The sequence below is a fragment of the Gilliamella sp. Choc6-1 genome, from assembly GCF_001690385.1.
Classification (GTDB): domain Bacteria; phylum Pseudomonadota; class Gammaproteobacteria; order Enterobacterales; family Orbaceae; genus Gilliamella; species Gilliamella apicola_A.
On record NZ_LZHI01000055.1, the window covers coordinates 1 to 6,929 of the forward strand.

The 6,929-nt window shown below is 39.5% G+C and carries 4 protein-coding genes and 1 pseudogene; all 5 read right to left on the minus strand.

Annotated elements, in window-relative coordinates; translation table 11 throughout:
- Positions 1–445, minus strand: a pseudogene (locus A9G36_RS07415) (hypothetical protein); the annotation flags it as partial.
- Between the two features lie 16 nt (positions 446–461).
- Positions 462–1,352 carry a putative type VI secretion system effector gene (locus A9G36_RS07420; RefSeq protein WP_065573913.1) on the minus strand — a complete coding sequence of 297 codons (891 nt, stop codon included), beginning with the start codon at positions 1,350–1,352 and terminating at the stop codon, positions 462–464.
- A gap of 13 nt (positions 1,353–1,365) precedes the next feature.
- Positions 1,366–4,425 (minus strand): T6SS effector BTH_I2691 family protein, encoded by a 3,060-nt coding sequence (locus A9G36_RS07425; protein WP_065585589.1) that lies wholly within the window; start codon positions 4,423–4,425, stop codon positions 1,366–1,368.
- Positions 4,415–5,428 (minus strand): DUF4123 domain-containing protein, encoded by a 1,014-nt coding sequence (locus tag A9G36_RS07430; RefSeq protein WP_034944136.1) that lies wholly within the window; start codon positions 5,426–5,428, stop codon positions 4,415–4,417. Before A9G36_RS07430 ends, A9G36_RS07425 begins: the two co-directional genes overlap by 11 nt.
- Positions 5,428–6,929, minus strand: a 1,502-nt coding sequence (locus A9G36_RS07435; RefSeq protein ID WP_141670637.1) for a DUF2345 domain-containing protein, incomplete at its 5' end; no start/stop codon positions are given. The genes A9G36_RS07430 and A9G36_RS07435, both read right to left, overlap by 1 nt.

The following is a 6,929-nucleotide window of genomic DNA, read 5'->3' on the forward strand; positions in this document are numbered from 1 at the left end:
TCTCATCAGGTTTGGCAATAGCATAGAGTTCGTAATGGTCGTTTTGCCATTCGGCAACGACAATCACTTCATCCCCTGGTTGAAACGGGCAATCACCAAGCCAACCACGGTAAATTTCATCGCCAATTTGAACATTAACAAAATTAGCCTCACGTAAAACAGGTTTAGTTTCTGGCAAACCTGTTAAACCAACTTGCCCGCGTAAGGTACCAATAATGGCGCCCATTCGTGCTGCTCTATTGACTCGCTCCATGGATTCTTGCATATTTTGGTAGACTTCAACTTCAAACGCTTGTTGCTGTGTTTGTAAATCAATACGTATTATGGTGCCACGAATACTGGTAAATTCATCGCCCCAGCAGGGTAATACTGGGGGGGTGGCGTTGCGTCGCCATGATTTATCGACCATTTGATTTTGAATTTTATAAAAGGTTTTTAGGCTCATAGGTCATAAACTCTTATTATTTTTCGTAATAATATAAAAAATTATCACTTAACCATGTGTTAAAGGCAATTTTAGGTGTTTGATTATTTTTCTGGTATTTACCTTGTCTTTTTAATTTTCTAATTTTTTTATTGGTTAATTTTCTTAAATTCATTCTTGATATTTTTTTAAAGTTTAAAGCTTTAAAAATTTGCTCGGCTATTTTCACTTTAGTTTTAAAGCTGTCTTTTAACGCAACAATTAAGCCAATAACAGCAAAAGTGCCAAAAGCCATTGCCGCACCTGAAATATTATTTTTATAACTATTACTTAAAGTAACAACTTTGTCTAAACCATGATAATATATATAGATGCCTGTCACGGCTAATAGTGCAATCATCAAAGTCATAATAGTACCCTTAAAACAGAACATGAAATAAGCCCAACGTCCTCGAAAACAGTTAGGGCAGACGCTGATCATCTTCTCATCAGGTTTGGCAATAGCATAGAGTTCGTAATGGTCGTTTTGCCATTCGGCAACGACAATTACTTCATCCCCTGGTTGAAACGGGCAATCACCAAGCCAACCGCGGTAAATTTCATCGCCAATTTGAACATTAACAAAATTAGCCTCACGTAAAAAAGGTTTAGTTTCTGGCAAACCTGTTAAACCAACTTGCCCGCGTAAGGTACCAATAATGGCGCCAATTTGCGCTGCTCTATTGGCTCGCTCCATGGATTCTTGCATATTTTGGTAGGCTTCAACTTCAAACGCTTGTTGCTGTGTTTGTAAATCAATGCGTATTATGGTGCCACGAATACAGGTAAATTCATCGCCCCAGCAGGGTAATACTGGGGGGGTGGCGTTGCGTCGCCATGATTTATCGACCATTTGATTTTGAATTTTATAAAAGGTTTTTAGGCTCATATTTTTATCGCTCTTAATTTAGGGAATAAGGGATGGTGGTTTTAGGGTAACTATTATTATCAGTATTTAGCCCGATTGTTTCCATAAAAGTGAATTCGTTTAGAAAGTCAGTATCCCAACCAATGTAGGTTAAAAAGTTGTCGGTTTCTTGCTCGACCTTTTCTTGATTTTCGTCAATTTTCATTAGCTTTTTAAAGGCGGTAAGTTCGGTGTTAAAATCGGGCGTTTCTTGCGGTTTGTACATGGTGCCAAAGCGGGTAGCACGTACCCATTTTTGAATATCGTCATCAACAATCAATGTCCAAACAAAATCCACCACCATTAAAATTAATTGTGCCCACCATGCGGCAAAAAAGGTAAAGATTTTCCAGCCAACTATTATAATGAATTGTCTGATAACAAATCGACTAGCCAATTTAGGTGACATTTCTAACAGGGCAGTACTTGTTTTCAAAAATTGACTAATATAGACCATAACACTAGCATAGTTTAATGCCAATTCAATATTATCTTGATTTTCTTTCGTTGCCTGCGGAATAGCATACATCAACCCAAATATTGATGAAGCCCCGCTAGCTAAATGCCCTGCAACTCTTAACCCTGTTACACGTATTGTGTTTTTAAAGGCAATTGTGTTTGGTTTGATTAACACGTTGATCATCATGCTAACCATGCTTAATGATGCTGCAAGGATCTGGTTGATAAAATCTTCGGAAGTATGATCGTCGGTTTGAATCACTAAGGTGATGATCACCGGTAGCTGAAACACTAATAATACCGCCGATAACCTTGAACCTTTTAAATCACGGCCGAAGGCTTGATTGTTATGGGTTGACCATAAATCGTCAAGTTTTCCTTTCATTAGGATGTCAGCTGGTTTATTGGTTTTTTTAATAATTATTTTTCGTAATATATTATGGGTGTGATTTTTTAGGTAATTGCTAATTAATTGCCCCCGAATGCCTTTTTGCCCCACATTAGGGAAGGAGCCAGACAATGCTTGATTATCATTGTTTAATTTTTTCAATTCTTTGAGCCAAGTCCGACGGACGTAATATTCGTGCATGACACCGTTAACGACTTCTGGCTCAAGTCCTGCTCTTGCCATAAAGACTTTTTGGGCAACAAAATGGTTAATGTTGTCGGCACCTATTCGCATATTGTCGACCACCACATTAATAGGCTTTTTTTTGAAAAACTTGTCAATTAAAATGGAGGCAAGTTTGTCACGCTTATAAGCGAATTTATCAATAAATTTAGCATTGTCATTGGGTTTCTTTTTTTGTAAGTTGGCGTTGATTTCTTGACAGATCGAGGTAAAAGTCGATAAGTTTTTCGGTACATTCAGCAAGGTACGGTGCAATAGCCCTTTGCCGTCTACTTCGCTGTATTTTTGAGCATCGAGTAAAAATTCTTCCAGCTCTTTAATTGCTTCTTTCTGGTTAAAGGCAATTGCGCGCCAAAGTAGGTTGGTTTTAGGAATTTCATGCGCTTTTATCCATTCACCTATAATATCATTGCCTATTTTGGTGTCTTGCAAGCCATCAATTGCGGTGACAACCACTCGTTCAAATTCGATTCCGTCATCGGTGTTATTTTGGCTGTAATCATTTAATACATTTAGGTAGTTGTCGCTTTGGATCCATATAAATACATTTTCGCTACGCTGTTCGTGCAACAAGCCTGCTTGTTTCATGATTTGTTCGTATTTTTGGTGATAGGTGTCTCTTAACGGTTGATTAATTCGAGCTTGGTATTTTTTTAATTCTTCTTTTGATATAGTGCGAATTTTGTCGACTTCGGTTTTGTGCATTAATTCGCCTATAGCTATGGTTAATTCTGCATCTTTGCGCAATTTGGCTATAGTTTTAATATAGTCTTTGATATCGTTATTACTTTGCACACGTTTCATGGCAAGATCTAATCGTCGATAATAGTTCGAGGTAACTCGTGAATCTTTTATCCAATCCTCAAATAGATCACAGCCGTTATTTAGCCCAGCTAGCATTTCGGGTTCAAAGCGATATTGGTTGTAATATTGGTCTCTACGCTTTTGTAGCCAATTTGTACCCTCTGTTTTTCTTATGTCTTCTAGCCAATAATTATTTTTTTCTCTGTGCATTTCTTCATAGATATTTAAATCTTTAAATCGTTCGGTTTCTTTGGATTGAATAAAGCTATTTTCAAAAAATGTTAATAGTGCATCGGATTGAATTTCATGTTCACGCTCTTCACTAAATAGCTGTAAGTATCCGACAATTTCATTACACCAGCCATTGAGTTCATAAGCGATCCCTACCGCATCGTTTAACCCAACAATGTAACCGTTGCTTTCGGTTGAACGTTCATGCGCCGATTTGAGGGTGTTTTCCGCATTGCGAGAACACGCCCATGGAAAGGCGGTAAAGTGCTTATCTAGGAAGTCGGCATTCCATTGGTTAATATCGTCTTCCACCAGTGATTTAAAAAATTTGACAGTGGGGTCAGCGATGTTGGCATTAATGTCAATACCTGAATAATCAATGATTTGTTTAAGATTGCTTGAGTTTAAAGGGGCTATGCCTTTGCCTTGGGCTGCTGAACCGTTTGCCATGGCTTTAGGTTCGATCATGGTCATTCGCTGCGAACGTAATTGGCTATCGCTTTGGTAATTTTCAAGGATATCATCTTGCCATTTATGCTCACTATAAGCTAACCAGACTTTGCCACACTGATTTGGTTGTTCAATGCAGATAAATTCAGCACTAGCAGTATTTTGTAAAGTAGCAGCACAGCCACAATCTTCTTCTTGGCTTGCCATTTGGGGGGAAAGTTGTTTCCAGAAGGTGCCGTTTTCAGCAATTTTATAGACTTCCCAATAGTTATTACCCCGAGCCCCTTCTTCATAAAATAGGTATAGAAAGCCTTCGCGTGATACTCTTAATGCGTAATGGTAATTGTGTTTAAGTTCGGCTTTTTCCAAATCAGGGTTTGTTGCCCAACTAGGTAGTTTTAATCCGTTGGTTTGCGGTACAACACAATAAGTTACAGGCAATATTGTTAACCCTTTTGAAGATGTACAATTACACTTCATCGCTTTCTCCTGATGCTAATTTTTTACTTTGTTGGGCAATTTGGTGCCATTGTTCATCGGTAATTGATGCGGCACGCTTTTGATAATAGGTTTCTTTTTGTTTTAAAAGCTTTGCAATTATAGGCGTACGGTGAAATTCACTGCCTATTGTTAAGTAATGCATGGCAAACAAGATTTTGTCTTGTTCGTCGGTGAGTTGGTATTGATCGCAAAGTGTGAGTGCATTACGTATATATTCTCTAGCTTGATCTTCATGGTAACGTGGTTGGTTGATTTTGTTATCTCGATATCTTAGTAATGTTTGATTTTCGAGCCCGATATTGGCAATGTGTTGCATTTCTTTATCATCTAATCCTAATCGATGAACCGTAAATTGACGACGAACGGTGCTGGCTTTATAACATGTTAATAAACCATCTCCATTTAATATTGCCCAACATGTTGTTGCGCCAAGAATTTTGTCACGAATTTGCGGTAATATTAAGCTTAATACCGAACTTAATACCGCCGGATCATATAACCTTAATAACGAGTAACGGTGTGTGATTGCGTCTTTTTGAATACATAAGTTGGCTAGGTAGTGACTAAGTTCTTCGCCTTTTTCGTTCGAAAATAACCAACCACATATGGCTCTGCCTTTTCCTGATAGTAACGATTTTGTGTTTGTTTCTTGAAAAGATAATTTGATTGATTGTTTTAGTAGTTGAATTTGATCGTCTTGTTTTAAATCCAATAAAAGTAGAGCTGGTACATTTTTAGTATTAAACATCGGGTGATCAAACCGGATAAATTGCAAAGTTGCATAGTTGTTTTTGATGTAAGCATATACGCTATTTTCTAAAGCAAGATCACTGAGATCACGTAAGCTTAGATCAAGCAGTAAATAACAATAATCTGCATTTTCAGCATTGTTTATTAACTGAGCGGCTATGCTGTTTATCTGTTCGTCTGTTAATGTGTCATTTTGATATTGATTCAGTTCGAGGTAATTAATTGTGTTCATTACAGTTCAACTAATGCCCCCTGTGTTTTTGTTTGTTGTGATAAGGTTCGTTGGCAGCCAACCGGTAGTTCACTTTCGGTTTCTTGCGTTTGCCCTCCCATTTTTTGCATGACATTGCATTTAAAATAGACATTATCTTGGGTGCCAAGCTCAATGCCTTCTTCGCTGTTTTTTATGTATGAACCGCCACAAATTAAGGTGATTTTTTTATTGGCGCTTAGGGCAACTTTGCCATCAACACTGTCAACTTTAACTTCTTGCTTAGCTGCCATGTTGAGGTTGGCGTTTTGGGCTTGCACCGCAATATCGCCTTGGTTGGCAAACAGTTTCATGCCTGATTTGTGGGCAAATAAGCCTAATGCTTCCCTTGCTGATACCGTGACATTTTTTAAGGCGGCAATGTCAGTTTGGTTTTCACTGGTTAAAGTAACGCTGTTGCCGGTGGAGAGTTGAATGTTTTGTGGACTGGTTAAGGCAATGCCTTCTTGGGCATAGGCAAGTATGCCGCTTTGGGTCAGTTGGCTTAATGTTTTGTTAAGTTGTTCTTGGCTGTCAGTGTCTGCACCGTGGGCTTCAGACTGAGTAGCCGCATTTTGTAGGGCTTTGGCAATGGATAGCGCATTTTCAAGCTGGGTAATGGCGGCTTGCATGTCGAGCTGTTTGCCTTGTGCTTTCGGCTCGGTTTGGGTGGTTAAGTATAATCCCCGTGCAGCTGCTATGGCGCCCCATTCGTCGGTTCTTAGCTCAAAGCCTTCGCCACGCTGCGCTTTACTTTGGTCAACTAAGTGACCTAAATTCAGTTGGGTTTTGCCGTATTCGGTGGCGAGTTTGATGTGCTCTTGCCCCCGTTTGTCGTCCATGCGTAATTTATTATTCGCTGGGGTGCGTATCACATTGCGGTGTTTGTTAATGGCGGTGACAGGGTCTGGGTGAGCACTGTCGTGCATTGCATGGGCAATATACGGTCTGTCAGGGTTGCCTTGCATAAAAGCTATTGCTACTTCAGTACCGTCAATCAGTGGAAAGTGAAAACCGTATTCACTGCCAGCATAGGGTTTGGCTAACCTTATCCATAAGCTTTCTTCGCCATTTTTCCAATCTGTTAGGTCAAAGTTAAATTTAACCCGGTAGCGCCCTTGGGTATCAATATAGCCATAGGTGTCATTATCGGGACTGGTGACCCGTGCCGGTAAGGTGCCACTGACTTGTGGCCAAGCAAGGGGTGCTGGGCGATACGGTTTTAATACCTTAAAAGGTATCGCAGTAAAACTGAGCTGGTAAGCATCAGTGCGGCTGCCGCTGCCCGTAACACTTAAAATAATAATGCCTTCATCAATATCAATCAGCGGGGCGCCATTAAGGCTAATGAGTTGCCCAGGAGCAAGGTTATAACGGTTGCTTTTGCCTCGGATAATTATTTGTTCACTGATTGCTTGTTCATGGCGAATACGTGCGTACCAATTGCCACTTTCTGGGGTGCTATTAAGGTGGTAATCATTAT